At 71.9% G+C, this 22,787-nt stretch carries 23 protein-coding genes and 1 riboswitch; of the genes, 16 read left to right on the top strand and 7 right to left on the bottom strand.

Going from position 1 to position 22,787, the window contains the following annotated elements:
• Positions 1–157: riboswitch (SAM riboswitch) on the bottom strand.
• Between the two features lie 180 nt (positions 158–337).
• The 3 genes from IE153_RS19735 to otsB all read left to right on the top strand — a co-directional run bounded on the left by IE153_RS19735 (position 338) and on the right by otsB (position 3,627).
• The gene (locus tag IE153_RS19735) at positions 338–1,282 is read left to right on the top strand and encodes a glucosyl-3-phosphoglycerate synthase (RefSeq protein ID WP_189591048.1); all 945 of its coding nucleotides are present in this window, start codon (positions 338–340) and stop codon (positions 1,280–1,282) included.
• Positions 1,283–1,355: 73 nt separating this feature from the next.
• Positions 1,356–2,798, top strand: a complete 1,443-nt coding sequence (locus tag IE153_RS19730; protein ID WP_189591045.1) for an alpha,alpha-trehalose-phosphate synthase (UDP-forming) — start codon at positions 1,356–1,358, stop codon at positions 2,796–2,798.
• Between the two features lie 7 nt (positions 2,799–2,805).
• The gene (gene otsB, locus IE153_RS19725) at positions 2,806–3,627 is read left to right on the top strand and encodes a trehalose-phosphatase (protein WP_189591044.1); all 822 of its coding nucleotides are present in this window, start codon (positions 2,806–2,808) and stop codon (positions 3,625–3,627) included.
• Between the two features lie 85 nt (positions 3,628–3,712).
• Here otsB and IE153_RS19720 read toward each other — a convergent pair whose 3' ends face one another.
• Positions 3,713–3,958: a DUF3263 domain-containing protein gene (locus tag IE153_RS19720; protein ID WP_189591035.1), complete on the bottom strand. Its 246-nt coding sequence runs from the start codon at positions 3,956–3,958 to the stop codon at positions 3,713–3,715.
• 35 nt (positions 3,959–3,993) lie between these two features.
• A complete protein-coding gene (locus IE153_RS19715; protein WP_189591033.1) occupies positions 3,994–5,247 on the bottom strand; it encodes an ABC transporter substrate-binding protein in 1,254 nt (417 codons plus the stop codon).
• A gap of 133 nt (positions 5,248–5,380) precedes the next feature.
• On the opposite strand from IE153_RS19715, the gene IE153_RS19710 reads away from it, so the two are divergent.
• From IE153_RS19710 to IE153_RS19695, 4 genes are all read left to right on the top strand, one after another.
• Entirely contained in the window at positions 5,381–6,322 is a 942-nt protein-coding gene (locus IE153_RS19710) for an ROK family protein (protein ID WP_189591032.1), read from the top strand.
• Positions 6,322–7,533, top strand: coding sequence for an N-acetylglucosamine-6-phosphate deacetylase (gene nagA / locus IE153_RS19705; protein ID WP_229829062.1), 1,212 nt, complete (start codon positions 6,322–6,324; stop codon positions 7,531–7,533). The genes IE153_RS19710 and nagA overlap by 1 nt, the downstream gene beginning before the upstream one ends.
• A gap of 113 nt (positions 7,534–7,646) precedes the next feature.
• Positions 7,647–8,576 carry a 1-phosphofructokinase family hexose kinase gene (locus tag IE153_RS19700; RefSeq protein ID WP_189591030.1) on the top strand — a complete coding sequence of 310 codons (930 nt, stop codon included), beginning with the start codon at positions 7,647–7,649 and terminating at the stop codon, positions 8,574–8,576.
• Positions 8,577–8,713: 137 nt separating this feature from the next.
• Positions 8,714–9,070 (top strand): peptidase inhibitor family I36 protein, encoded by a 357-nt coding sequence (locus IE153_RS19695; RefSeq protein WP_189591029.1) that lies wholly within the window; start codon positions 8,714–8,716, stop codon positions 9,068–9,070.
• Positions 9,071–9,141: 71 nt separating this feature from the next.
• Here the strand turns inward: IE153_RS19695 and IE153_RS19690 are convergent, their stop codons facing one another.
• Both IE153_RS19690 and cdgB read right to left on the bottom strand, forming a co-directional pair.
• Positions 9,142–10,074 (bottom strand): carbohydrate-binding protein, encoded by a 933-nt coding sequence (locus IE153_RS19690; RefSeq protein ID WP_189591027.1) that lies wholly within the window; start codon positions 10,072–10,074, stop codon positions 9,142–9,144.
• A gap of 117 nt (positions 10,075–10,191) precedes the next feature.
• Positions 10,192–11,850: a diguanylate cyclase CdgB gene (cdgB, locus tag IE153_RS19685; protein WP_189591025.1), complete on the bottom strand. Its 1,659-nt coding sequence runs from the start codon at positions 11,848–11,850 to the stop codon at positions 10,192–10,194.
• 385 nt (positions 11,851–12,235) lie between these two features.
• Between cdgB and IE153_RS19680 the strand changes: the two genes are divergently transcribed.
• Together IE153_RS19680 and IE153_RS19675 are read left to right on the top strand one after the other, a co-directional pair.
• Positions 12,236–12,820, top strand: a complete 585-nt coding sequence (locus IE153_RS19680; RefSeq protein WP_189591017.1) for a flavin reductase family protein — start codon at positions 12,236–12,238, stop codon at positions 12,818–12,820.
• A gap of 91 nt (positions 12,821–12,911) precedes the next feature.
• Positions 12,912–13,412 (top strand): GNAT family N-acetyltransferase, encoded by a 501-nt coding sequence (locus tag IE153_RS19675; protein ID WP_189591015.1) that lies wholly within the window; start codon positions 12,912–12,914, stop codon positions 13,410–13,412.
• Here IE153_RS19675 and arfB read toward each other — a convergent pair.
• The gene (gene arfB, locus IE153_RS19670) at positions 13,409–13,846 is read right to left on the bottom strand and encodes an alternative ribosome rescue aminoacyl-tRNA hydrolase ArfB (protein WP_189591013.1); all 438 of its coding nucleotides are present in this window, start codon (positions 13,844–13,846) and stop codon (positions 13,409–13,411) included. The genes IE153_RS19675 and arfB overlap by 4 nt on opposite strands.
• A gap of 146 nt (positions 13,847–13,992) precedes the next feature.
• On the opposite strand from arfB, the gene IE153_RS19665 reads away from it, so the two are divergent.
• Positions 13,993–14,568: a TerD family protein gene (locus IE153_RS19665; protein WP_033312269.1), complete on the top strand. Its 576-nt coding sequence runs from the start codon at positions 13,993–13,995 to the stop codon at positions 14,566–14,568.
• 424 nt (positions 14,569–14,992) lie between these two features.
• On the top strand, positions 14,993–15,505 hold the full coding sequence (locus IE153_RS19660) for a GNAT family N-acetyltransferase (protein WP_189591011.1): 513 nt from the start codon (positions 14,993–14,995) through the stop codon (positions 15,503–15,505).
• Between the two features lie 4 nt (positions 15,506–15,509).
• Here the strand turns inward: IE153_RS19660 and IE153_RS19655 are convergent, their stop codons facing one another.
• On the bottom strand, positions 15,510–16,925 hold the full coding sequence (locus IE153_RS19655; protein ID WP_229829061.1) for a M1 family metallopeptidase: 1,416 nt from the start codon (positions 16,923–16,925) through the stop codon (positions 15,510–15,512).
• 37 nt (positions 16,926–16,962) lie between these two features.
• On the opposite strand from IE153_RS19655, the gene IE153_RS19650 reads away from it, so the two are divergent.
• Together IE153_RS19650 and IE153_RS19645 are read left to right on the top strand one after the other, a co-directional pair.
• Positions 16,963–17,463 carry a hypothetical protein gene (locus tag IE153_RS19650; protein WP_185007171.1) on the top strand — a complete coding sequence of 167 codons (501 nt, stop codon included), beginning with the start codon at positions 16,963–16,965 and terminating at the stop codon, positions 17,461–17,463.
• 68 nt (positions 17,464–17,531) lie between these two features.
• Positions 17,532–18,188 (top strand): hypothetical protein, encoded by a 657-nt coding sequence (locus IE153_RS19645; RefSeq protein ID WP_189591009.1) that lies wholly within the window; start codon positions 17,532–17,534, stop codon positions 18,186–18,188.
• Positions 18,189–18,197: 9 nt separating this feature from the next.
• Here the strand turns inward: IE153_RS19645 and IE153_RS19640 are convergent, their stop codons facing one another.
• Positions 18,198–18,875: a pentapeptide repeat-containing protein gene (locus tag IE153_RS19640; protein WP_189591008.1), complete on the bottom strand. Its 678-nt coding sequence runs from the start codon at positions 18,873–18,875 to the stop codon at positions 18,198–18,200.
• Positions 18,876–19,004: 129 nt separating this feature from the next.
• Here IE153_RS19640 and IE153_RS19635 point away from each other — a divergent pair, with 129 nt between their 5' ends.
• The 3 genes from IE153_RS19635 to IE153_RS19625 all read left to right on the top strand — a co-directional run bounded on the left by IE153_RS19635 (position 19,005) and on the right by IE153_RS19625 (position 22,786).
• On the top strand, positions 19,005–20,165 hold the full coding sequence (locus IE153_RS19635) for an FAD-dependent oxidoreductase (RefSeq protein WP_189591006.1): 1,161 nt from the start codon (positions 19,005–19,007) through the stop codon (positions 20,163–20,165).
• 66 nt (positions 20,166–20,231) lie between these two features.
• A complete protein-coding gene (locus IE153_RS19630; protein ID WP_189591004.1) occupies positions 20,232–21,215 on the top strand; it encodes a zinc-binding dehydrogenase in 984 nt (327 codons plus the stop codon).
• A gap of 68 nt (positions 21,216–21,283) precedes the next feature.
• Positions 21,284–22,786: an MFS transporter gene (locus IE153_RS19625; protein ID WP_189591003.1), complete on the top strand. Its 1,503-nt coding sequence runs from the start codon at positions 21,284–21,286 to the stop codon at positions 22,784–22,786.
• Position 22,787: the final 1 nt, after the last annotated feature.

Below are 22,787 nucleotides of genomic sequence, written 5' to 3'. Positions count from 1 at the left end.
TCCTCATCTTCCTCACGACGCATCTCGCCGTGAGACGGATTTGGCACCTTCCCGAGCCGGGAGCCTCGCGCCTGTGGTCGACAGTGACCTACGAGTACCGACTGGAGGGTTGCCGGGGCTTCATCGGGCCGTTTCCCTCTGCCCCTCTGGATGAGCTGTATGTGGTTGTAGGCGGCGGGTGACCCCGGACATGCGATGGTCATCCGCCTTGTTCAAGACTGTAACCGACGACCAGGACAGTTGAGATAGTCGTCCGAACCGCGAGATGACTGTACCTGTCAGCCGCTACCGCGGCGGGCAGTCCGTCCCGCCGAGAGTACGCAGAGGAGCCGCCACGGTGCTGGAAGAAGTCGAGCGCTGGCTGAGCACCCGTTCCTGGTCAGCGAACGAACGCCCCCTCCACCAGATGCTCGCCGCGAAGCAGCGCACGGGCCAGACGGTCAGCGTGGTGCTGCCCGCGCTGAACGAGGAGGCGACGGTCGGGGACATCGCCTCCGTCATCCGCCACGACCTGATGCGGCAGGTGCCGCTCGTCGACGAGCTGGTCGTCGTCGACTCGGGCTCGACCGACCGCACGTCCGAGGTGGCCGCCGCCGCGGGTGCGCGGGTGGTGCACCGGGACGCGATACTCCCGCGCCTGCCCGCCGTGCCCGGCAAGGGCGAGGTGCTGTGGCGCTCACTGCTCGTCACCCGCGGGGACATCGTCTGCTTCGTCGACGCCGACCTCAGGGACTTCTCGTCCGACTTCGTCTCCGGGATCGTCGGCCCGCTGCTCACGGACCCGGACGTGGACCTGGTGAAGGCCATGTACGACCGTCCCCTCGCCGGCGCTGCGGGGCAGGGCGGCCGGGTCACCGAGATGATGGCGCGCCCGCTGCTCAACATGCACTGGCCGCAGCTGGCCGGCTTCGTCCAGCCGCTCGGCGGCGAGTACGCGGCCCGCCGCTCCCTGCTGGAGCAGCTGCCGTTCCCCGTCGGATACGGCGTGGAGCTGGGCATGCTGGTCGACGCCCTGCACCTGGCGGGCCTGGACGCCCTCGCCCAGGTGGACGTGGGGGTGCGCAAGCACCGGCACCAGGACGGGCAGGCGCTGGGCCGGATGGCCGCCGCGATCTACCGCACGGCCCAGCTGCGGCTGGCCCGCGGGCATCTGATCCGGCCGTCCCTGACGCAGTTCGAGCGGGGCGAGGACGGCTTCGAGCCGCGGACGTACTCCGTGGACACCGAGGAGCGTCCGCCGATGGTGGACATCGCCGAGTACCAGGCGCGGAGAGCGGCCTGACCGGGGCGGCTTTCGGCCGGACTCGGCAGATCCGCACGTTTGAGCGTTGGGGGGCCGGGCTAGGTTGAGGCTTATGGCTTCGACGAACGGTGCTGCGCAGGTGCTGGTGGCCTCCAACCGGGGTCCCGTCTCGTACACGGTGGGCGAGGACGGTTCGCTGGAGGCCAAACGGGGCGGCGGCGGGCTGGTCTCCGGGCTCTCCGCGATCGGCTCCGACGCGGACGCGCTGTGGGTGTGCTCGGCGCTGTCCGACGGCGACCGGGAGGCGGTCCGGCGCGGAATGGTAGGGGCGGGGCCGGAGGCCCCTCCGCAGAGGGGTGGCGGCGGGCGACGGGCGGGAGAGGACGGCGTGCGGATGCTGGACATCCCGGCCGACGTGCACGCCGACGCGTACAACGGCATCGCCAACTCGGTCTTGTGGTTCGTGCACCACATGCTCTACCAGACGCCGCTGGAGCCGGTCTTCGACGCGGAGTTCCGGCGGCAGTGGGCGTCCTACGAGGCGTACAACCGGGCGTTCGCTCAGGCGCTGGCCGAGGAGGCGGCGCAGGGCGCGGCGGTGGTGGTGCAGGACTACCACCTGACGCTGGTGCCGGGCATGCTCCGCGAGCTGCGGCCCGACCTGCGCATCGGGCACTTCTCGCACACGCCGTGGGCGCCGCCCGAGTACTTCCGGATGCTGCCGGACGACGTGGCCGGGCAGGTGCTGCGCGGCATGCTCGGCGCGGACCGCCTCGGCTTCCTCACCGAGCGCTGGGCGGAGGCGTTCACCGAGTGCGCCGAGCGGTTCGCGGGCGGGCTCGGCGGCACCAGGGTCGGGGTGCACGGCCTCGGCGCCGACGCGGACTTCCTCCGCAAGCGGGCGCACGAGGCGGACGTCGAGGAGCGGATGGCCGCGCTGCGGCAGGAGATCGGCGAGGGCCGCCGCACCATCGTCCGGGTCGACCGCACCGAACTGTCCAAGAACATCGTGCGCGGCCTGCTGGCCTACCGCCGGCTGCTGGAGGCGCACGCCGAGTGGCGCGAGCGGGTGGTGCACGTCGCCTTCGCCTATCCCTCCCGGCAGGACCTCGCGGTGTACCGGGACTACACGGCCGAGGTGCAGCGGCTCGCCGACGAGATCAACGCCGAGTACGGGACGCCCGGGTGGACCCCGGTCCTGCTCAACCTCAAGGACGACTTCGCCCGCTCGCTGGCCGCCTACCGGCTGGCCGACGTGGCCCTCGTCAACCCCATCCGCGACGGCATGAACCTCGTCGCCAAGGAGGTCCCGGTGGTCTCCGACGCGGGCTGCGCGCTGGTGCTGTCGCGGGAGGCCGGGGCGCACGAGGAGCTGGGCGAGGACGCGATCACGGTGAACCCCTACGACGTCACGGGCACGGCGGCGGCCCTGCACGAGGCCCTGTCGATGCGCCCGGAGGAACGCGCCGAACGCAGCAAGCGCCTGGCCGCGGCGGCGACGGCACTGCCACCGGCGCAGTGGTTCGTCGACCAGCTCGACGCGCTGAGGGGCTGAGGGCCGAATGAGCAGCCTTCCCATCCCCGCCACGAAGGCCGGGCAGGACGGCCTCGACGCCCTCCTCGCGCAGCCCGGCAAGGCACTGATCGGGCTCGACTTCGACGGGACGCTCGCGCCGATCGTGGCCGATCCGGAGCTGGCCCGGGCCCATCCCCGGGCGCTGTCCGCGCTGGCCGCCCTCGCGCCGAAGGTGGCCGCCGTGGCGGTGATCACCGGCCGGCCGGCCGAGGTCGCGGTGCGCAACGGCGGCTTCGCGGACGTGCCGGGTCTGGAGCACCTCGTCGTCCTCGGGCACTACGGCGCCGAGCGGTGGGACGCCCGCAGCGGCAAGGTCACCGCGCCCGAGCCGCACCCCGGCGTCGCGGCCGTACGCGCCGAGCTGCCCGGGTTGCTCGACGGCAGCGGGACCTGGGTCGAGGAGAAGGGCCGGGCGGTGGCCGTGCACACCCGCCGGGCCGCCGACCCGCAGGCCGCCTTCGACGCCCTGCGCGAGCCGCTCACCGACCTGGCGGCCCGGCACGGCCTGATCGTCGAGCCCGGCCGCATGGTCCTCGAACTGCGCCCGCCCGGCATGGACAAGGGCGTCGCCCTGAGCGGGTTCGCCCGCGAGATCGACGCCGGATCGGTGCTCTACGCCGGCGACGACCTGGGCGACCTGCCCGCCTACTCCGCCGTCGACACCCTCCGCACGACCGGCACCCCGGGCCTGCTGGTGTGCAGCGGCAGCGACGAGGTGACCGAACTCAGAGAGCGGGCGGACCTGGTGGTGGACGGCCCGGAGGGGGTCGTGGAGCTGCTGGCCGCGCTGGCGCATCGGATCGGCTAGAGGGTCGCTCCCTCAGGGGCGCGGGGAACTGCGCGAACAACCACGACGCACCCGCACCCCGCGACGGCGAGAAGCCCCCCGCCCCTCACCGCTCGGACCGACGCCGCTCCCGAACACGCCGCAACCGATTCACCGTCACAGGATCATGCGCCAACGCCCGAGCGTCATCCAGCAGGGCGTTGAGCAGCTGGTAGTAGCGAACAGGCGCGAGGTCCAGCTCCTCACGTATCGCCCGCTCCTTCGCACCGGGCCCGGAGAAGCCCCGGCGTTCGAGCGCGAGAATGTCCCACTCCCTGCGCCCGAGCCCCTGCTCACCCGTGTCCTCGTCCATGCACGGCACCGTAACGCCTGCCACCGACAGCGGAGCTACTCCGCGCTCTCCGCCCGGACCGCCGCCGCCTGGAGGTGGCCGAGTACGCCCGAGGGGCTGCCGCCGGGCGCGACGGCCTTGCCGATCTGCTGCTTGACCTGGGAACTGACGTCGGCCCAGGACGTTTTGCCGACCGGGTAGAGCTCGGAGGCCAGCAGCTCCTCCAGGAACGGCCTGAGGTGCCGGTCCTCGTCGGAGGCGGCCATCGTGCCGGACGCGGAGGAGGTGACCGGCAGCAGGTCGTACTCGCGGGAGAAGGCCAGCACGTTCTTCTCGCTGTAGACGAAGTCGAGGAAGTCGCCCACCTGGTCGCGGTGGCCGTTCTTGCGGAACGCCGTCATCCAGTCCGAGACGCCGAGGGTGGACCTGCTGGGGCCCTCCTTGCCCGGCGTGGGCACCATCCCGTACTTGACGCCGTTCTTCGCGGCGATCTTCATCAGCGAGGGGTGGCCGTTGAGCATCCCGACCTGGCCCTTGGCGAAGGCGGCGAACGCCGCGGCCCGGTTCAGCTCGCCGGGCGCGACCGGCCCGGTCAGGTCCTTGCCGACCAGGTCCTCCTTCAGCCAGGAGAAGGTGTCGATGTTCTCCGGGGAGTCGAGGCCGTAGCTGTCGACGCCGTCGGTGTAGCCGCCCCCGCCGCTGAGCATCCACTGCATGGTCTCGGCCTGCGCCTCCTCGGGGCCGAGGGGCAGCGCGTACGGGTACTTCACGCCCTTCGCCTTGAGCGCCTCGGCGTCCGCGGCCAGGTCGTCCCAGGACTCGGGCGCGCTGATGCCGGCCTTGGCGAAGAGGGTCTTGTTGTAGAAGAGCACGCGGGTGGAGGCGGCGAACGGCAGCCCGTACTGCACGCCCTTCACCTGGCCCGCGGAGGCCAACTGCCCCACGAAGTCGGCCTGCGTGCGTATGGAGAGCAGGTCGTCGGCCTTGTAGAGCTGGTCCTGGGCGGCGTAGTCGGCGTACGCGCCGATCTGCGCCATGTCCGGCGGGTCACCGGCGGCGACCATCTCCCTGACCTTGCGGTCGACGTCGTTCCAGGAGTAGACGCTGACGTCGACCTTGACGTCAGGGTGGTCGGCCTCGTACTCCTCGACGAGCTTGTCCCAGTACTTCTTCGAGCTGTTGGCCGCGCTGTCGCCGTAGTCGGCGGCGACCAGTTTCAGGGTCACGTCGGCCGATCCGCCCGTGACGCCGCAGCCGCCGAGGACCGCCGTCATGCCCAGTGCGGACACCACCGCGATCGTTCCTGCCATCCGCCGACGCTGCACCGCTGCTCTTCCCCAACCCCGGCGTCACCGCCGCCGAAACATTTCGATATGCGGAACAAGGTCTACACCACGTGAGTGGACTAGACCTCTTGCGGGTCCCCGGGTCACACTGTTCTCCGTGAGACATGTCATCGCCCTCGACGTGGGCGGCACCGGAATGAAGGCCGCGCTGGCCGGGCCGGGGGGCGAGGTACTGCACCGGGCCCGCCGGGCCACCGGACGCGCCCAGGGACCGGACGCCGTCGTCGCGGGCATCCTCGACTTCGCTGCCGAGCTGCGCGCGTACGGCGCCGAGCGCTTCGGCACGCCCGCGTCCGCCGCGGGTGTGGCCGTCCCCGGCATCGTCGACGAGGCGCACGGCGTCGCCGTCTACGCGGCCAACCTCGGCTGGCGCGACGTCCCGCTGCGCGACCTGCTGGCGGAGCGGCTCGGCGCGCCGGTCGTCCTCGGCCACGACGTGCGCACCGGCGGCCTCGCCGAGGGGCGGGTCGGCGCGGGCCGGGGCGCGGACCGGTTCCTGTTCGTGGCGCTGGGCACCGGCATCGCGGGCGCCATCGGCGTCGACGGCCGGGTCGAGGCGGGCGCGCACGGCTTCGCGGGCGAGATCGGCCACATCGTCGTACGCCCCGGCGGGGCCCCCTGCCCGTGCGGGCAGCACGGCTGCCTGGAGCGCTTCGCCTCGGCGGCGGCCGTGAGCGAGGCCTGGGCCGCGGCCTCGGGCGACCCGGACGCGGACGCGGCGGACTGCGCGAAGGCGGTGGACTCCGGAGACCCGAGGGCCGGGGTGGTCTGGCAGGAGGCGGTCGACGCCCTGGCCGACGGCCTGGTCACTGCCCTGACGTTGCTGGATCCCCGCATTCTGATCATCGGTGGTGGCCTGGCGGAAGCGGGGGAAACCCTGTTCACACCCCTGCGGGAAGCGATCCGCGCTCGCATCACCTTCCAGAAGCAGCCGTCGATCGTCCCCGCGGCGCTGGGTGACGCAGCCGGATGCCTGGGCGCGGGCCTGCTCGCATGGGATCTCCTCGACCACACCGACCGCATGGAGGTAACCCCCTGATGACCGACGCCTCAGGGGCGCGGGGAACTGCGCGACAAGCCCCAACGCACCCGCACCCCGCAACGGCCGGACACCCCACGGTCCTGACCGGCGCGACCGTGGTCCTCCCGACCGAAACCGTCCACAACGGCCAGGTAGCCATCGACGGCACCCGCATCACCCGGTCGGCACCGGAAAACGCCCAGGTCATCAACGCATCCGGCCACTACGTCATCCCCGGCTTCGTCGACCTGCACAACCACGGCGGCGGCGGAGCCTCCTTCACCTCCGGCTCGGTCGACGACATCCTCAAGGGCATCCACACCCACCGCCTGCACGGCACGACCACCCTGGTCGCCTCCACCGTCACCGGCGACATGGACTCCCTCACCCACCGCGCGGGCCTGCTGAGCGAACTCGCCGAGCAGGGCGAGATCGCCGGCGTCCACTTCGAGGGCCCGTTCATCTCCCCCTGCCGCAAGGGCGCGCACTCCGAAGCCCTCCTGCGCGACCCCCACCCCGCGGAGGTCCGCAAGCTCGTCGACGCGGCCCGGGGCCGGGCGAAGATGCTCACGCTGGCCACCGAACTGCCCGGCGGCCTGGACTCCGTACGCCTCCTCGCCGACCACGGCGTGATCGCGGCGATCGGCCACACGGACGCCACCTACGAGCAGACGGTGGAGGCCATCGACGCGGGTGCCACGGTCGCCACGCACCTCTTCAACGCGATGCCGCCGCTCGGCCACCGCTCCCCCGGCCCGATCACCGCGCTGCTGGAGGACGAGCGGATCACGGTCGAGCTGATCAACGACGGCACGCACCTCCACCCCGCCGCGCTGCAACTGGCGTTCCATCACGCGGGCGCCGGCCGGGTCGCGTTCATCACGGACGCGATGGACGCGGCCGGTTTCGGCGACGGCCGCTACTGGCTGGGCCCCCTGGAGGTGGAGGTCGCGGACGGCGTGGCCCGGTTGGTGGATGACGGCACGATCGCCGGCTCGACCCTCACCCAGGACCGTGCGTTCAAGCGGGCAGTCACGGTCGACGGCCTCTCCGTCGAGGACGCGGTGACGGCCCTGTCCGCCAACCCGGCCCGCCTGCTCGGCATGGCCGACACGATCGGCTCACTGGAGCCCGGAAAGTACGCCGACCTGCTGATCCTGGACTCCGCGTACGAGTTGAAGGGCGTCATGCGCCGGGGCGAATGGGTGGTCCCTCCCCAACTGGGCTGATCTATCCCGCAGTCGAGAGACGGTGGCCGACTCCAGGACTGGGCCGACCGCCGTCTCTTTGGCATGATCAGGGAACGTTCACGGCAACAAGCGCGTCTGGGGAGGCCAGCCCGGTGATCCTCACGGTCACGCTGAACACCGCTCTCGACATCACCTACCGCGTACGGTCCCTCCGGCCGCACGCCTCCCACCGCGTCTCCGAGGTGACGGAACGCCCCGGCGGCAAGGGCGTCAACGTGGCCCGGGTCCTCGCGGCCCTCGGGCACGAGGTGACGGTGACGGGGTTCACGGGCGGGGCGACGGGCCGGGTCGTGCGGGAGAAGCTCGCGGCGGTGCCGGGTGTGGTGGACGCGCTGGTCCCGGTGTCGGGCGCGACCCGCCGCACGGTCGCCGTGGTCGACGAGCGCACCGGCGACACGACGCAGCTGAACGAACCGGGCCCGATGATCACGCCCACGGAGTGGTCCGCCTTCCAGGAGGCCTACGAGGACCTGCTCCCCTCCGCCTCCGCGGTGGCCCTGTGCGGCAGCCTGCCGCCGGGCGTCCCGGTGGGCGCGTACGCGGGCCTGGTCCGCACGGCCCGCTCCTTCGCGGTCCCGGTCCTCCTGGACACCAGCGGCGAACCCCTGCGCCGGGGCGTCGCGGCCCGCCCCGACATCATCAAGCCGAACGCCGACGAACTGGCGGAACTCACCGGCTCCCACGACCCACTCCGCGCGACCCAGGACGCCCGCCGCCGAGGCGCGGGCGCGGTCGTGGCGTCCCTCGGCCCGCAGGGCCTCCTGGCCCTCACCCGAGACGGCCGCTGGCGAGCCACCCCACCCGCCCACACCCGCGGCAACCCCACCGGCGCCGGTGACGCCGCGGTAGCTGGCCTGCTGTCAGGCCTGGTGGACCGCCTCCCCTGGCCCGCCCGCCTGACCCGAGCCACCGCACTGTCCGCGGCGACGGTCCTGGCACCCGTGGCAGGCGAGTTCGACCGGGCGACGTACGAGGAATTGCTGGGACGGGTGTCGATGATCAGCGCGGCGCCGGCGTCGTAAGAGCTGTGCACCCTCGCTGAGTAGGCCTGCCATGCGGTTTGGCCGAGAAACGCCCCCTCCCCCCATCTCAGCGGGAGGATTAGATGATCATTCGTTCGGTGCATGACCGGCACCGAAAGATGCAAGGGGAATCTCATATGAGCATGCTCAAGAAAAGCCTGATGACGGGGGCTGTGGTCGGTGCACTGCTGTCCGGCGCTTTCGCCACACCGGCTGCGGCGGCTGATCCCAAGACCTGCCCGCAAGGGAAGGTCTGCGGATGGTCGGGCAAGAACAGGACTGGGACCAGGACCGTCCTGTCTGTGACACCCGGCTGCGATACCTTCAAGACTGCCCGGTCCGTCTCGAACCAGACGTCTTACAGCATCGAGTTCTGGCACATCACCCCCGGCACCGGCTGCGGAGTCGGCACCAAGCTGCTCACTCTGAGGCCGCACACCTACTCGGACGACACCCGTGGCACCGTCACCGGGATTGCAGTCTACGGAAGTTAGTGTCGCGTAGCCCGAGCCTCACAGGGACGGTCCGCCGATGTGTACCGGCGGACCGTTCAGCTGTCCGAGTCCTACTGCACCCAGAGTTGGTCGAGAACTGCGTCACACTGATTGCCCTCGTTGCAGGCGAGCTCGATCGTGTTGGTGCCCTTGGTCAGGGTGATCGGAGCCCAGGAGGTCTGCCACCCCTTGTCCCAGTCGCCCTTCGGTGAGCCGATGAAATTCTTCAGGCCCATGGGCTGGGTGTTCGCCTTGCCATTCACCATCAGCGTCGCATTGGCGTCGACTCCCGGAACGCTGTAGCGGGCGTAGAGCCGGTAGTCGCCGGCCTCCTCGATGCCGTTGATCGTCCAGGTCACCTTGGCTCCGACATGGTTGAAGCCCGTCACATAGACGCCGCCGTCGGCCTTCGAGCCCTTGAAGTCCGACGCGGTCGAAACGCCCGGCCCGAGCCGCAACGCCTTCGCGTCGGTCTCCGGCAGGTCGACCTTGCTCCCACCGCCCTTGCTTTTCGAAGGGCTCGGCTTCGACTCCTGGGACTGGGTCGGGTCGGTGCCCACCTCGTCGGACGCGTCGTCCTTGTCCTTGTCGCCGCCCAGCATGGCCACGCCGATGCCGATGACGACCGCGGCCACCACCGCGATCGCACCGATCAGCAGGCCCTTGTGGTTCGGGCCGCGGCCACCCCGGCCGCCACCGCCACCGGTCGGTATCTGCTGCTGGGCGGTGGTGGCACCGCCGGGCAGCGTCTCCGGTGCGGCGTAGTGCGCGTTCGGCTGGCTGTAGGTGCCCTGCTGCGGGACCTGGCCGTACGGCGCCGTCTGGGCGTGCTGCGGCTGCTGGCCGTACTGGCGCGTGCCGACCGCTCGCACCCGGTTGACCGAGTTCGGGTAGCCGTAGCCCCCGGACGGCGGCTGGGCTCCGTTGGCCTGCCCGTCGGCGTAGAGATAGCCGAACGGGTCGTCGTCCTCGGGCGTGCTCGCGCCGTTGTTGCCGGGCGTCATCCCTTGGTCTCCTCAGTCAGGTGCGGTGCATGCGGTACACGGGTGAGTAAGCGAGCCTACCCGCTCCCAGAGACCCAAACGGGTGACTCAGACCGCATCAACTCACTGACCTGGGCTTCACCCGGCGCGTCTGTGTTGTTTGGGACGAGATCGTTTCTCGACGTACATCCGCTCGTCAGCGGATTTCAACACTTCGTCCGCCGTCATTCCACAGTGTGCCCATCCGATGCCGAAGCTGGCGCCCACCCGGACGGCCCGCCCCTCGGCACGGATGGGCTGGATGATCTCGTTGCGGAGCCGGACCGCGAGGTCCTGCGCGTCGGCCCGGCCGAGCCCGTCGGCCAGGATGACGAATTCGTCACCCCCGAGCCGGGCGACCGTGTCCCCGTCGCGGACGCCGCCGCTCAGCCGCCGGGCCACCTCGATGAGAACCGCGTCACCCGCGTTGTGCCCGAACCGGTCGTTGATCGACTTGAAGCCGTCGAGGTCGCAGAAGAGCACGGCGAGGCCCTTGGTGCCGTCGTCGTGATTCCCGTCCGGGGCGACGGTGTGCACATGGTGGTCGTAGGCGTCGTACGGCTCGGCGCCCTGCCGGAAGTCGAAGCCGGGCCCGACCACGTCGAAGGCGGGATGGCCGTAGGCCGCGTCGATGGATTCCACGGCGGCGTGCGGGGATGACGCGCGTTGACAGAGCCGGGACGACAGGCGGGAGCGCAGCTCCGCGGAGTTCGGCAGGCCGGTGAGCGAGTCGTGCGAGGCGCGGTGGGCGAGCTGGAGCTCGCGGCGCTTGCGCTCCTCGATGTCCTCGACGTGGGTGAGCAGGAAGCGCGGCCCGTCGGCGGCGTCCGCGACGACGCTGTTGCGCAGCGACACCCACACGTACGTGCCGTCGCGGCGGCCGAGGCGGAGCTCCGCGCGCCCGCCCTCCGCCGAGGTACGCAGCAGGGTGCCTATGTCCTCGGGGTGGACCAGGTCGGAGAAGGAGTAGCGGCGCATCGCGGACGCGGGGCGGCCCAGCAGCCGGCACAGCGCGTCGTTCGTGCGCAGGATCCGGCCGTGCTGGTCGCCGCCCATCTCGGCGATGGCCATGCCGGACGGCGCGTACTCGAAGGCCTGCCTGAAGCTTTCCTCGCTGGCGCGCAGTGCCTGTTGCTCGCGCTCCAGCCGGACGAGGGCGCGCTGCATGTTGGCACGCAGCCGGGCGTTGCTGATCGCGATGGCGGCCTGGAAGGCGTACATCTGGAGCGCCTCGCGGCCCCAGGCGCCGGGCCTGCGGCCGTTGCGCGGCCGGTCCACGGAGAGCACGCCGATCAGTTCGCCGCACGTCCCGCTGCCCTTCGGGGCGGGCGCGTACATGGGGGCGAAGAGGCGGTCGGCCGGGTGCCACTCGTCCTCGAAACGGGGGGCGGGGCCGTCGGTGTACCACTGCGGGACGTCGTCGTCGTCGAGGACCCAGCCCTCGGTGTGCGGTATGAACACCAGGTCGCCCCAGTGTTCGCCCATGCCGAGGCGGCGTTCCCAGGACTCGCGCGAGCCGACCCGGCCGGTGATGAGGGCCTCGGCGGCGGGGTTCCCGGCGAAGGCGGCGACGACGAGGTCGCCGTCCGGCCGTACGAGGTTCACGCACGCCAGCTCGTACCCGAGGGCCGCGACGACGCCCTCCGCGACGGTCTGCAGTGTGTCCGCCAGGCTCCGGGCCGTGTTCATGTCGGCCATGACCTGGTGCAGTTGTCGCAGGGACGCAAGACGGACGTAGGGCTCCGACTCGGTCTCCATGCTCGCCCTCCCCCCGAGTACTCGCAGCGATTCAAGGGTTCTCGTCGGCGTATCGCCCTGGCAGCTTCCCCGCCACTGAATCACAGCGCGCTGCTCACTCGGTACACAGGGTCAACAATTCCTGCCCCTTGTGACTCAAGTCACAGGCAAACCTGAACAATTGAGAGGAGTTTCTGCGTTCTTCACGTGCTCTACCGAACGCAAACTTTGTCGGGTTGCGCACACGTATTTCCCTGGTGACCGCCGGGAGACCGCGGATGTCCGTGGCGATGTCCGGCGCGATGTCCGGCGCGATGTCCGTCGCGATGTCCGTCGCGAGTCCTAGGACCGTGATCGGGCGGGAGCCCGATGCGGGGCGCGCGGGACGGAGATTAGCGTCTCGGGTGTGCCGAACACTCCCGCTGCCACGTCCCCGATCATTCCGTCGCCCGCCTCCGGGCATGCTGAGGGGGTGAGCAACGACGAGTTCCGCGCCGCCATGTCCCGGCTGGCCTCGGGCGTGGTCCTGGTGACCGCTCAAGAGCCGCCGCTCGACCCGGACGACGCCACGGCGCCGGGCGGCGAGGACGTGGGCATGACGGCCACGGCCTTCATGTCGGTGTCCCTGGATCCGCCCCTGGTGCTGGTGAGCCTGCGCGAGGGCTCCCGCATGGACGAGCTGCTGGAGGAGCAGGACCTGTGGGCGGTCTCGGTCCTCTCCGAGAGCCAGCGGCACATCGCGGGCCGTTTCGCGATGAAGGGCCGCGTCAGCGACCGGCTGCTGTTCGCGGACATCCCGTACACGCGCGGCGAGTACACCGGCTCCCCGCTGGTCGGCGGCGCCCTGGCCGTCCTGGAGTGCCGCACCGAGCAGCGGGTGGCCGCCGGTGACCACACCCTGGTCATCGGCCGGGTCCTGACCGCCTCCGTCCCCAGCGCGGAGGGCGGCCCGCTGACGTACTTCCGCGGCAGGTACCGGAAGTTGGGCTGAGGAAACCGTTGGCCGGGCGCCGAGCCGCCCGCCTAGGGTGCGCCCATGACGACGCCCGGAGTGCGCCCATGACCACGCCCATGGTCCGCCCATGACGACGACCGGCCCGCGCCTCGAAGAGATCACCCCCGCGAATCTCGACGCCGCCCTCGGCATCCACGTCCGCCCCGACCAGGAACACGCGGTCGCCCCGGTCGTGAAGTCGCTCGCCGAGGCCTATGTCCATCCCGGCGTCGCCTGGCCCCGCCTGATCGTCGACGGCGACCGGCCGGTCGGCTTCCTCATGGCCTGCCTCGACATCGACTGGTACGAGGACGGCAGCGTCCGCCGCTCGGGCCTGTGGCGGCTGAACATCGCGGCCGAGGAGCAGGGCAAGGGCTACGGCCGCTTCGCCGTCGAGGCCGTGGCGGCCGAACTGCGCCGGCGCGGCAGCAAGGAGCTCTACGTCACCTGGCACCCGGGGCCCAACGGCCCGGAGCGGTTCTACCTGGGCCTGGGCTTCCGCCCGAACGGGGAGACCTCCGGAGGCCAGACCGTGGGCGTGCTGGAGCTGGGCCGGCGACGCCGCGGAGAGCCGCCAGTAGGCCCCTAACCCCAGTTCCGCGGGGAGCGCCCCTGCTTCGTCTCCGAGCGCTGCTTCTTCTCCCGCAGCCGACGCTCGTTGATGCCCCGGGGAATCCGGGTGGGCTTGCGGGGCTTGGGCGGGGGCGCGGTGGCCTCGGCCAGCAGCGCGGTGAGACGGACGGCGGCGGTCTCGCGGTTGCGCCACTGGGAGCGGTGCTCGGAGGACCGCACGGTGACGACCCCGTCGACCAGGCGACCGGCGAGCCGCTCCAGGGCCCGCTGCTTCCACACCGCGGGCAGTGCCTCGGTCTTCGCCAGGTCGAAGCTCAGCTCGACCTTCGAGTCGCTGGTGTTGACGTGCTGCCCGCCCGGCCCCGACGACCGCGAGAAACGCCACATGAGCTCGGCCTCGGGCAGGGAGACGGAGCCGCGGATGACGTGGGAACCGGACATGCCGTCCATGTTCCCGCTTCTGTCCCGTCCACGTCACCCGAATAATCGCGAGTAAAGAAAGTAAAGGAGCTGGAACCTCGCGTACCCCTCTCCACGTTCATGGGGGTAGCTGTAGCTTCTTTGCCGTACGTAAACGAGGGAAGGGACTCCCAACAATGGCTGTAAGCCTGTCCAAGGGTGGCAACGTCTCGCTCACCAAGGAGGCTCCGGGCCTGACCGACGTCACCGTGGGCCTCGGCTGGGACGTCCGCACCACCACCGGCACGGACTTCGACCTCGACGCCTCCGCGATCGCGGTCAACACGCAGGGCAAGGTCTACTCGGACGCCCACTTCGTCTTCTTCAACAACAAGCAGACGCCGGACAACACGATCGTCCACACCGGCGACAACCGCACGGGCGAGGGCGCCGGCGACGACGAGGCGATCAACGTCAACCTCGCCGCCCTCCCGGCCGACATCGACAAGATCGTCTTCCCGGTCTCGATCTACGACGCGGAGAACCGCTCGCAGAACTTCGGCCAGGTGCGCAACGCCTACATCCGCATCGTCAACCAGGCCGGCGGCGCGGAGATCGCCCGCTACGACCTGTCGGAGGACGCGGCGACGGAGACGGCCATGGTCTTCGGCGAGCTCTACCGCAACGGCGCGGAGTGGAAGTTCCGCGCGGTCGGCCAGGGCTACGCCTCGGGCCTGGTCGGCATCGCCCAGGACTTCGGCGTCAACGTCTGACGGACACCTGAGCGTTTCGCGGGGAGCCCCCCGGGCCGGACGACCGGCCCGGGGGGCTTCGCCTCACCGGGCGCGAGGAACTGCGACGCCCGGGGGCTCCGCCCTCAGGGGGCGCGGGAAACTGCGACGCCCGGGGGCTCCGCCCTCAGGGGGCGCGAGGAACTGCGACGCCCGGGGGCTCCGCCCTCAGGGGGCGCGAGGAACTGCGACGCCCGGGGGGGGCTCCGCCCTCAGGTGGCGCGAGGAACTGCGACGCCCGGGGGGGGCTCCGCCCTCAGGTGGCGCGAGGAACTGCGACGCCCGGGGGGCTCCGCCCTCAGGGGCGCGGGGAACTGCGCGACAAGCCACACCCCACCCGCACCGGACAAAACCCCGAGCCCCTACGGCGCATCGAAGCCCTCTCCTCCAGGGATACGTCTCCCCCATGAGCCTCGACCCCCTGCCCGCGGGCCCTCTGGCCGATTCCCTCCTCGCGGAGCTGACCGCCCTCTACGCCTCCAACTCCGCGTTCCACCGCCTCACCGGCGACTTCCCCGACCCGGAGGACGTGCGCCCCGAGCAGGTGGCGGCCGCCCTGGCGCAGGAATGGGAACCACCCGGCACCGAGATCCTGCTCGGCCGCAGCCTCGGCCGCCTGACCGGCATCGCCGTCACCCTCGCCCACCACCCCGACCCCGCCGACCCGGACCCCTGGATCGGCCTGCTGATGGTGGACGCGAGCCTGCACGGCCAGGGCCACGGCCGCCGCCTGGCCGCACTCGTGGAGGACCGCTTCCGCGCGGCCGGCCGCACCGCCGTCCGCCTGGCCGTCCTGGCGAACAACCCCAAGGCCCTGGCCTTCTGGACCGCCCTCGGCTACGAGGTCGTCGACCATCGTGAGGACCAGCAGATGGGGCGCCCCTGCGCGGTCCTGCGCAAGGAACTGACCGGGCCGTGAGGCCTCAGGGCTGCTCCGGCTTCCCCTCCCCGTACAGCCAGTCGTCCCAGATGCCCTCCAGGTCCGTCCCGGGCGCCCGCTTCTCCACGTAGGCCGTGAAGTCGGCGGTGTCGGCGTTGCCGTGCCGGTACCTGGCCGCCCACCCCCGCAGGATCGAGAAGAACCGGTCGTCCCCGACGGCCTGCCGCACCTTCTGCAGCACCATGGCCCCCCGCCAGTACACGGGCGGGTCCGAGATCTGCCCGGCGCTCGGCGGGTCCGCCGGCGGGAACTCCCAGATCTCCTCCCCGGCCTCCTCCGTGTCGAAGTGGGCCCCGGAGTACACCGCGTCGAACGTCTCCTGCGCGCTGTCCCCGCCGTGGTCCTCGTCCCACAGCCACTCCGCGTAGGTCGCGAACCCCTCGTTGAGCCACATGTCCCGCCAGCTCTCGGGCGTGACGGAGTCGCCGTACCACTGGTGGGCGAGCTCATGGGCGAGCAGCGTGATGTCGGGGGCGCCGGGGAAGACCGGCCGGGTCTGGGTCTCCAGGGCGTAGCCGACGGAGGCCGCGCTGTCGACGATCGCGCCGGTGGAGGAGAAGGGGTACGCCCCGAACCTCCGCTCCGACCACCGCAGCACCTCCGGGATCCGCCCGAGCACGGGCCGGCTCGCCGCCGCCTCGGCCGGGTCGACGGCCGTGTACAGGGGCAGGTCCCCGGCTCTGGAGCGGCTGATGTCGAAGCGGCCGATCGCGAGGGTGGCGAGGTAGCTCGCCATCGGCTCCCCGCTGTGCCACACGAACGTCGTTCGGCCCCGCGCGGTCCGCTCGCTGCGCAACTCCCCGTTGGAAACGGCCTGCAGCCCCTTGGGCACGGTCACCGCGAGGTCGTAGGCCGCCTTGTCGGAGGGGTGGTGGTTGCCGGGGAACCACGCCATCGACCCCGTCGGCTCGCCGAGCGCGAGCACCCCGTCCGTGGTGCGCAGCCAGCCCTCCTGGGAGCCGTCCGGGTCGGTGACGGTCTCGGGCGTTCCGGAGTAGCGGACGGTCACACGGAACGTCTCGTCCCGGTCGATGTCGCCGTGCGGCCGGACGGTGAGCTCCTGCCCGGCGCGGTTCCAGCGGGCGGTCTCGCCGCCGACGGCGACCTTCTCGACCTCCATGCCGAGCAGGTCGAGGTTGAACGCGGAGAGGTCCTTCTCCGCGCGGGCGGTGAGGGTGGCCGTGCCGGTGAGGTGGCGGGCGTCGGGGTCGTAGGCGAGGCGCAGACCGTAGTGGGTGACGTCGTAGCCGCCGTTGCCGGCCTTCGGGAAGTACGGGTCGCGGACGCCGGAGCCGCCCGGGGTGCCGTGCACGCCGCCGCCGCACGCGCTGAGGACGAGCGCGCCGGCGAGCAGGGAGGCTGCGGGCAGCGTGGGGACAAGACGTACAGATCGGGCCACGCTCGTGATCCTACGATCGCGTGACACCATCACCTCCGTGCTCGACATCGGCTACGCCCTCTCCAACCGCTTCCCCGACCCGCCGCAGACGGATTACCGCCGGGCGGACGTCCGGGCGCTGCGGCACGACCTGTTCTGCGGGGACGTCTATCTGGCGGACACCAAGACGGATCACGAGGTGTCCACAGCCTGGGGATGGGTGCCGGTGCTCGACTTCGCGTGGGCGCTGTGCGACATCGTGGAGCGCATCGACCGGGATCCGGCGGGCTCGCGGGCGTCCCGGCCGCAGCGGGCGGAACTGGACTTCACCGAGTCGACGGACCGGATGCTGTTCGAGCGCCGCTTCGGCTGGGTGGACATCGAGGCGGACTGGATGCGCGCGGAGGAGCCCGCGCTCACCGTCTCCCACAGCGAACTGCGCCGCGAGTCACGGGACTTCCTGCACGACCTGATCGCCGACCTCACCGACCTCCACGACGACCTCGCGGAGAACCCGGCGATCTGGACCCTCCAGGCCCGCTTTCCCAGACTCCCCTGACCGGCCCCGGCGACCCTCGATGACACCATCACCTGTGATCGGTACCTGACACGGGGAGAAGAAGGACCATGGCACAGGGGCGCGTGACCTACGGGATGAACTACAAGGTCAGTCCACCGGCCGTCGTCAGCGGTGAAGGGCCGGTTCAGGGCACGTCCGTCCGGCTCTTCCGTGACCCCGACGGTCCCGCTTCGGACCGGCTCCGTTCGCTGCGGGCCTTCCATCTGCGCGCCGAGGACTGGACACCCCTCGCCCGCGTGGTCACCGAGCAGGCTCTGGGCTCACGGCTGAGCGGGCGCCCAGCGGTGTACCAGGTGCTGGATCACCACGGTGCGCCACTCGGGCGGATCACTCTGCGGCGCCGCCGTGCCTTCCGCTGGGGCCGCAAGCGCTGGACGGTGGAACCGGTCGCCGGCCCGGTGCTGCGGGGGCACGAGGGCCGACTGGTGTCGTGGTTGCTGTGGTGGCCGCTGGGGTTGCCGGTCTACCTGCTGTTCCTGGTCCTGGCGCTCATGGCGGAGATCGACGACGGATTCCGCCCGCCGCGACGCATCATCTGGCGCGACACCTCACGCCGTGTCCATCTCGTCTTCCGCGCGGTGGCCGAGGACTACCAGGTGCTGAGGCAGGACCTGGATCCGCGCCTGGTCAACGCCCTCATCGGGCTGCACCAGTCCTACGACTGCCCGGAGCAGGCGGGATCGGAGGGCTGGTACGGGAGGTGAGAAACACCGTCAGCCCTCCACCCTGATCCCCCACTGCGCGGCCAGCACCGGTGCCAGGTCCAGGAGTTGAGCCGTGCTGATCACCGCCCCCGACAGCCGGTCCAGCCCGCGGGTGATCTCCAGGGACGCGGCGCCGCGCAGGTCGACGTCCGTGAGGGTCGCCGCGTGCAGGTCGGCGCCCTTCACGGCGCAGTCGACGAACTCCACGCGCTCCAGGCGGGCGCCGCCGAAGTCCGGCTCGACCAGGACGCAGCCCTCGAAGACGACGTCCCTGAGCCGGGCCGTGCGCAGGTTCAGATAGTCGATCTTGCCGCCGCGGATCAGCACCCGCTCCAGCACCGCCCCATGCAACTGCGGCCCGCCGAGCCGGGCATCGGTCAGCTCCACGTCGCGCAGGGTCGCCTCGGCGAGGTCGGTCCCGACGCCGCGGACGCCGGTGAGGGTGGAGTCCAGGACGCGGGCGTGCCGCAGCCGGGTCTCGTCCAGCGCGCAGCCCGTCAGGGCGCAGTCCATGAAACGGGCGCCCGACCCGTCCTGCCCGGAGAAGTCGGCCTCCCGGAAGTCCAGCCCGTCGTAGTCCCCGTCCGGCTCCAGCCCGCCGCCCTCGTACGGCTCCAGCTCCGGCAGCCGCACCTCCGGTCGCCGCGCGCCCTTCACACCCGTACCGCCCGCCGCTCTCCTCGCCATGTCCCCATGCTGCACCCCGCCACTGACAACCGGCCCTGACCTGCACGGACACCGGTGATGTCACATTCCGGTGCCGTCATCCGGTCGTACTCACAGAAGGCGACCCCGACCCGAGGGAGATCCCCAGCCATGCACCGCATCACCGTCATCGGCGGCGGCCTCGCCGGACTGACCGCGGCCATCACCGCCGCCGAGGCGGGCGCCAAGGTCACCATCCACGAGGCCCATCACACCCTCGGCGGCCGGGCGCGCACCGCCGACGGCCCCTACCGCACCAACGAGGGCCCGCACGCCCTCTACAACGGCGGCCCGCACTGGGCCTGGCTCAAGCAGCGCGACCTCATCGGCCCGCTCGCCCCGCTCCCGCCCCTGGAGGCCGCCCGGCTCCGGCTGCGGCACCAGGGCGTGCTGCGCCGCACCCCGCCCTTCGCGATGCTGAAGCTGCTGCGCCGGACGGGCCGTCAGGCGCCCGTGGACGCCGACTTCCTGACCTGGGCGACGGACATCGCGGGCGAGGAAGGGGCCCGGGCCGCCGCCCACTACTCGGCGGTCGCCCTGTTCCACCACGACCCCGGATCCCTGTCGGCCGCGTTCGTGCAGGAGCGGCTGCGCCGCGCCACCAAGCTGCCGCCCGAGGCGCACTACCCGCGCGGCGGCTGGGCGAGCCTCGTCGACCGGATGGCCGCCCGCGCCTGGAACCTGGGCGTTCGGATGGAGACGCTGTCCCGCGTCGACACGCTCCCCACGGACACGCCCGTCGTCGTCGCCACCTCCCTCGACGCCGCCCGCCGCCTGCTCGGCGACGACTCCCTGACCTGGCCGAGCGGCCGTACCGCCCTCGTCGACCTGGCCGTACGCACCCGGCGCGGGGACGCCTTCGTCGTCTCCGACCTGGACGCGCCCGGCTGGCTGGAGCGGTTCACCGCCCAGGACCGCGGCCTCGCCCCGGCCGGCGAGCAGTTGATCCAGGGTCAGATCCCCCTCGCCCCGCACGAGTCCAAGGCCGACGGCACCGCCCGTGCCGAGCAGCTGCTCGACCTGGGCTTCCCCGGCTGGCGCGAGCGCGTCACCTGGCGGCGCGAGTCGGTGGCGAGCGGCCGTACGGGCGCGGTCGATCCGCCCGGCACCAGCTGGCGCGACCGGCCGGCCGTGGACCGGGGCGACGGGGTCTACCTCGCCGGCGACCAGGTCGCGGCCCCCGGTGTGTTGTCGGAGGTGTCCTTCAACAGCGCCCTGACGGCGGTCTCGCTGGCCCTCGGACGACGCGAGCTTGACCTCAAGCAAGCTTGAGGTTGAAGGCTGGTCGCATCGCACGCCCGACCGGAAGACACCGAACGCCCGACCAGAGGAGTCGCCATGCACGCCATCCGGCTGCACGCCTTCGGCCCGCCCGAGAACCTCACCCACGAGCGGGTCGAGGACCCCCGGCCGGGCCCCGGCCAGGTCCGCATCGCCGTACGGGCGGCGGGCGTCCACCTCCTCGACGCCGCCCTGCGCGAGGGCATGAGGGGCGGCCCGGCGGCCGAGCCGACTCCGCTGCCCACCATCCCCGGCCGCGAGGTCGCCGGGGTCGTCGAGTCCCTGGGCGAGGGCGTCGCCGGCGACTGGCTCGGCAAGAGGGTCGTCGCCCACCTCGGCTTCGTCCCCGGCGGGTACGCCGAACTGGCCGTCACCGAGGCCGTGCGCCTGCACGAGATCCCCGGCAACCTGGACTTCGCCGAGGCAGTCGCCATGATCGGCACGGGCCGTACGGCGATGGGCATCCTCCAGTTCGCCGAGCTCGGCCCCGACTCGGTGGTGATCGTCCCGGCCGCGGCCGGAGGCATCGGCACCCTTCTCGTGCAGTACGCCAAGAACGCCGGCGCGACCGTCGTGGGCCTCGCGGGCGGGCCGGAGAAGACCGCGCGCGTCGAGGCGGGCGGCGCCGATCTCGCCGTCGACTACAAGGACCCCGCCTGGCCCGCGAAGGTGCGTGCGCATCTCGGCGGCCGGGCCGCGACCGTCGTCTTCGACGGCGTCGGCGGCGACATCGCCCGCGAGGCCGTCGGCCTCCTCGGCCCCGGCGGCAAGCACATCGTCTTCGGCTGGTCCGGCGAGGGCATCCGGGACGGCGAGCCCTACCTCGTCGACGGCGTCTCCGAGCAGGTCCTCGGCCCGGTGATGCTGGGGAAGGCCGGCGGTCCCGACCCCGTCCGCACCCTCGAACTGCGCGCCCTCGCCGAGGCCGCCGCCGGCCGGCTCACCCCAGCCGTGCAGCGCTTCCCGCTCGCCGAGGCCGCGGCCGCGCACCGCGCGCTGGAGACCCGCGGCACGGTCGGAAAGGTGGTTCTGGAGCCATGACCCGACGCCCCACCAGCGGCGACGAATCCGCGGATGCAGGCCGCCCGGATCCATGGTCTTCTGACGAGATGAGTGTCACCCGGACAGGCGAACAGGGCCCTCCCGTGGACACCGACCCGCGCCGCTGGTGGGGCCTGGTCGTCATCGCCCTGGCCCAGCTCATGGTCGTCCTCGACGCGACCATCGTGAACATCGCCCTCCCCTCCGCACAGCGCGACCTCGGCATGTCCGACGGCAACCGGCAGTGGGTGATCACCGCCTACACCCTCGCCTTCGGCGGGCTGCTCCTGCTGGGCGGCCGGATCGCCGACCTGGTGGGCCGCAAACGGACCTTCGTCATCGGGCTGATCGGCTTCGCCGCCGCCTCCGCGCTCGGCGGCGCCGCCACCAACGCCGGCATGCTCTTCGGCGCCCGCGCGCTCCAGGGCGCCTTCGCCGCCGTCCTGGCCCCCTCCGCGCTGTCCCTGCTGACCACGACGTTCACCGACCCCAAGGAGCGCGGCAAGGCCTTCGGCATCTACGGCGCCCTGGCCGGCAGCGGCGCCGCGATCGGCTTCATGGTCGGCGGACTGCTCACCGAGTACCTGGACTGGCGCTGGTGCCTCTACGTCAACGTGCCCATCGCGATCGTCGCCGTGTTCGGCGCCCTCGCCCTGCTGCACGACCGCCCCGGCCACGCCGGCGCCCGCCTCGACGTCCCCGGCGTCCTGCTCGGCTGCGGCGGCCTCGTCGCGATCGTCTACGGCTTCAGCGAGGCCGAGTCCCGGGGCTGGAGCGACCCGATGGTGCTGTCGCTGTTCGCCGCCGGCATCGTGCTGCTCGCGGTGTTCGTGTGGTGGCAGTCCCGGGCGCCCAGCCCGCTGCTGCCGCTGCACATCATCCGCGACCGCAACCGCGCAGGCTGCTTCCTGACCATGGCGCTGGCCGTGATCGGCATGTTCGGCCTGTTCCTGTTCATGACGTACTACCTCCAGGCCGTCCTCGCCTACTCCCCCGTCAAGACGGGCCTGGCCTTCCTGCCCCTCACCGGCGCGATCATCATCGGCTCGACCCAGATCTCCGCCCGGCTCCTCCAGCGCGTGCCGCCGCGCATGCTGATGGTCCCCGGCATGGTCCTGGCCGCGACCGGCATGGTCCTCCTCACCCAGATCACGACGCACTCCTCCTACGCCTCCGAGATCCTGCCCGCCCTGCTGCTGCTCGGCCTCGGCATGGGCCTGACGTTCATGCCGGTCTTCGCCACCGCCACCGCGGGCGTCGCCCCGCAGGACTCGGGCGTGACCTCCGCGACGGTCAACACCTCGCAGCAGGTCGGCGGCTCCATCGGCACGGCCCTCCTCAACACCATCGCGACGACCAGCACCGCCACGTACGTCACCGCCCACCTCACCGACCCGTCCGACCGCACCCGGGTGATGCGGGAGGGCGTCGTCCACGGCTACACCGTCGCCATCTGGTGGGCCGCCGGCATCATGCTGCTGGCCGGGCTCATCGCGGGCCTGATGGTGACGAAGAAGGCCCCGAAACACGGCACCCCGGCGGCCACGCCGATGCCGGAACCGGTGGCCTGAG

This window comes from Streptomyces massasporeus, from assembly GCF_014648995.1.
GTDB lineage: Bacteria > Actinomycetota > Actinomycetes > Streptomycetales > Streptomycetaceae > Streptomyces > Streptomyces massasporeus.
Note: the sequence above shows the minus strand (reverse complement) of the source record. Positions and strands in the feature narration are given on the sequence as shown.

Coding starts and splice junctions, on each gene's coding strand:
- IE153_RS19730 (WP_189591045.1), top strand. CDS start 1,356: ATGGCTTCGACGAACGGTGCTGCGCAGGTGCTGGTGGCCTCCAACCGG.
- otsB (WP_189591044.1), top strand. CDS start 2,806: ATGAGCAGCCTTCCCATCCCCGCCACGAAGGCCGGGCAGGACGGCCTC.
- IE153_RS19720 (WP_189591035.1), bottom strand. CDS start 3,958: ATGGACGAGGACACGGGTGAGCAGGGGCTCGGGCGCAGGGAGTGGGAC.
- IE153_RS19715 (WP_189591033.1), bottom strand. CDS start 5,247: ATGGCAGGAACGATCGCGGTGGTGTCCGCACTGGGCATGACGGCGGTC.
- nagA (WP_229829062.1), top strand. CDS start 6,322: ATGACCGACGCCTCAGGGGCGCGGGGAACTGCGCGACAAGCCCCAACG.
- IE153_RS19695 (WP_189591029.1), top strand. CDS start 8,714: ATGAGCATGCTCAAGAAAAGCCTGATGACGGGGGCTGTGGTCGGTGCA.
- IE153_RS19690 (WP_189591027.1), bottom strand. CDS start 10,074: ATGACGCCCGGCAACAACGGCGCGAGCACGCCCGAGGACGACGACCCG.
- cdgB (WP_189591025.1), bottom strand. CDS start 11,850: ATGGAGACCGAGTCGGAGCCCTACGTCCGTCTTGCGTCCCTGCGACAA.
- IE153_RS19675 (WP_189591015.1), top strand. CDS start 12,912: ATGACGACGACCGGCCCGCGCCTCGAAGAGATCACCCCCGCGAATCTC.
- arfB (WP_189591013.1), bottom strand. CDS start 13,846: ATGGACGGCATGTCCGGTTCCCACGTCATCCGCGGCTCCGTCTCCCTG.
- IE153_RS19665 (WP_033312269.1), top strand. CDS start 13,993: ATGGCTGTAAGCCTGTCCAAGGGTGGCAACGTCTCGCTCACCAAGGAG.
- IE153_RS19660 (WP_189591011.1), top strand. CDS start 14,993: ATGAGCCTCGACCCCCTGCCCGCGGGCCCTCTGGCCGATTCCCTCCTC.
- IE153_RS19645 (WP_189591009.1), top strand. CDS start 17,532: ATGGCACAGGGGCGCGTGACCTACGGGATGAACTACAAGGTCAGTCCA.
- IE153_RS19640 (WP_189591008.1), bottom strand. CDS start 18,875: ATGGCGAGGAGAGCGGCGGGCGGTACGGGTGTGAAGGGCGCGCGGCGA.
- IE153_RS19635 (WP_189591006.1), top strand. CDS start 19,005: ATGCACCGCATCACCGTCATCGGCGGCGGCCTCGCCGGACTGACCGCG.
- IE153_RS19630 (WP_189591004.1), top strand. CDS start 20,232: ATGCACGCCATCCGGCTGCACGCCTTCGGCCCGCCCGAGAACCTCACC.
- IE153_RS19625 (WP_189591003.1), top strand. CDS start 21,284: ATGAGTGTCACCCGGACAGGCGAACAGGGCCCTCCCGTGGACACCGAC.